Genomic DNA, 2,499 nt, shown 5'->3' on the forward strand with positions numbered 1-2,499 from the left:
GCGATCAACGCCGCCGCCTCGCGCCCCTTCTGGGTGATGTCCAGCAACCGCCCCTTCACCCGCAGCCCGCGGGCATCCTCGGCCACCGCGTCCCAGACGCCGATGGGCTGGGCCGGGTCGTGCTGCCACAGCATCTTGACCTTGCGCCCCGCCGCCGCCAGCGCCGCCAGCGAGGCCGCATAGGCGCCGGGCTGCACGATATCGCCGCCCTGATCGGGCTGGCCAAACAGGCTCGCATAGCCTTCGATCACCGCCTCGCCGCTCAGCGCCAAATCGTCTCCGAAGCGGGCGAACTTGCGCTCCAGCCCGGTCTCATCCTGCATCATGCCAGCCTCGTATCTCGTTGAATTCATGGTGCTACCGCCAGCAGCGATTGCAGCGCCTGCGACAGGATCGCCGCCGCCACGCCATAGACGGCCAGCCACATTCGCTTTTCCAGCCGCTCCATCATCTCTTCCAGACGGTCGAGCCGCCGGTTGAGGTTCTCGTGATGGATCTGCGTAACCCGTTCATGCGCGGCCAATCGCAGCCCCGGCGCGCATTCGAAGGGTTCATATCCCGGCCAGCGCTCAGTCATCCCGCCCGCCTTCCGCCACCGCCGGCAGGCCCAGCAGGGCACGTTTTTCCGCGTCTGTCAGGAACGCCGCCGCCGCAACCCGCGCCCATTGCGCGTCGCGCTCGGCTGCCAGCGCCGGCACCTGGTCCAGGTCCGGTTTCAGCTCCACCGCCGCGCCGGCAAACCCCGACAGCCAATGCGACAGCGCCACCGCCACCCGCGTCGCCAGCGGCAGCACCGTCAGACGGAAAAAGGCGCGGTGGGCTTCCTGGTAATTGGCATAGGTGGCGTCGCCGGGAATCCCCAGCAGCATCGGCGGCACCCCGAAGGCCAGGGCGATTTCGCGCGCGGCGGCTTCCTTGGTTTTCTGGAACTCCATGTCCGAGGGCGAAAAGCCCATCGGCTTCCAGTCCAGCCCGCCTTCCAGAACCATCGGCCGCCCGGCATTGCGCGCGCCCTGGAAATTCGCCTCGATCTCGTCCGACAAGCGGCGGAACTGGTCATCGGCCAACATCCCGTACCCGTCCCCGGCATTGTAGACCAGCGCGCCGCTGGGGCGTGCCGCATTGTCCAGCAGCGATTTCGACCAGCGCGAGGCGCTGTTATGCACGTCCAGCGCCATCGCCGCCGCCTGCAGCGGCGACAGGCCGTAGTGATCGTCCTGCGGATGGAAGGTCTTGATATGGCAGATTGGCGCAACCGGCCCGGTGGCGTCAAACCGGTGCTTGCGCCCGCCCACCGCGTATTCATACCCCACCGGCCAGCCGGTTTCACCGGGAATGATCCGCATCCGGTCCGAACGCAGCACATGCAGTTCCAGCGGAAAGGCCGCTTCGCCCTGCACCGCCTCGACATAGGCATTGCCGGTCAGCAGCAGCTGGGCAAACAGCGCCTCCAACAGTTCGGCCCGCCCCTGGGCCAGGTTGGGCCGGTTCACCAGACCCAGCACCGGATGCGTGTCAAACCGGCGGCGCTGGTCCTGCAACACCAGCGGCAACGCCGCCGCCGCTTCCGAGATCAGCCGGACACAGCGGAAGCCCACCGGGTTGCCGGCAAATCCCGACCGGGTCAACGAGACGGTGTCGCGCGGGCTCCAGGCGACGCGGCCGGCGGTGTGATAGGCCACCACCGGCTCGGTCGCGCTGGCCTTGCGTTCGGGTGCGGCGGGCGCGGACCGGCGGCGCAGGAAATCCAGTACCATGTCGCAAGCTCCTCGGTGGCCGGCCGCATGGGCCGTGGTTCAGGTCCGGGAAGTTTTGCCAGCAATTCGCTAACGCGCCGGAAAGCCACCGTGCGGTGCCCCCGCCTCCCCGCGCCAACGCGATTCCCTTCCCCTGTCAGGTAGGGGGAAAGGTCAGGGAGGGGGTAATATTTCGAAGGTCTACTTGCCCGGAACAAAGGCACGAAGTGCCGCCGGGCAGCGCCCGACCGCTCCCCGGGCGGGCGCTGCCCCTTCAGGCCATCCGCGCACGCGGAAAGCGATACTTCGCTGCCGGCGCGATCATCAGCTCGTGCAGGGCCCAGACCAGCGCGTCGACCCGGTCGGGCGAGCCTTTGCCCTCGTAGCGATGCAGCGTCATGCGGCCCATCTGGTCCTCCAGCGCGTCCAGCTTGTCGACATGGCGCACCCGCCCCTGTTCGTACAGCGCCGCCACCGGCTCGGCCCGCGCGGCCTTGCCCCGCGCGGCATGCACGGCGGTGAACGGCACAAAGGCGTCCACCTGCCGTATCACCTCCTGCACCAGCTGGCCGCCCTGGTTGACCTCGGCCACCAGCCGTTCGGCGCCGAAAGCCTCCATCGCCGCCACCGCCGCCTGTGCCCAGCCATGGGGGCTGACCCCCTGCACCGTGCGGTCGGCCAGGACATAGGCGCACCAGTCCTGTGGCGGCCCCTGCATGCGCGCGCCGGCCACCACGATCCCGCAGGCATCGGCCTCTGGCCC

Annotated in this window: 4 protein-coding genes; all 4 read right to left on the minus strand. The window is 68.9% G+C overall.

The window, feature by feature from the left end; all coding sequences use genetic code 11:
* Positions 1-323: HK97 family phage prohead protease (locus CVM52_RS25145; RefSeq protein WP_205965032.1), on the minus strand; the 323-nt coding region annotated here is incomplete at its 3' end.
* 26 nt (positions 324-349) lie between these two features.
* Positions 350-577, minus strand: coding sequence for a GTA head formation protein, RCAP_rcc01685 family (locus CVM52_RS25150; RefSeq protein ID WP_100165000.1), 228 nt, complete (start codon positions 575-577; stop codon positions 350-352).
* Positions 570-1,757 (minus strand): phage portal protein, encoded by a 1,188-nt coding sequence (locus tag CVM52_RS25155; RefSeq protein WP_100165001.1) that lies wholly within the window; start codon positions 1,755-1,757, stop codon positions 570-572. Before CVM52_RS25155 ends, CVM52_RS25150 begins: the two co-directional genes overlap by 8 nt.
* Positions 1,758-2,010: 253 nt before the next feature.
* On the minus strand, positions 2,011-2,499 hold a 489-nt coding region (locus CVM52_RS25160), incomplete at its 5' end, for a phage terminase large subunit family protein (RefSeq protein WP_172721089.1).

The sequence above is a fragment of the Pseudooceanicola lipolyticus genome (assembly GCF_002786325.1).
Lineage (GTDB): Bacteria > Pseudomonadota > Alphaproteobacteria > Rhodobacterales > Rhodobacteraceae > Pseudooceanicola_C > Pseudooceanicola_C lipolyticus.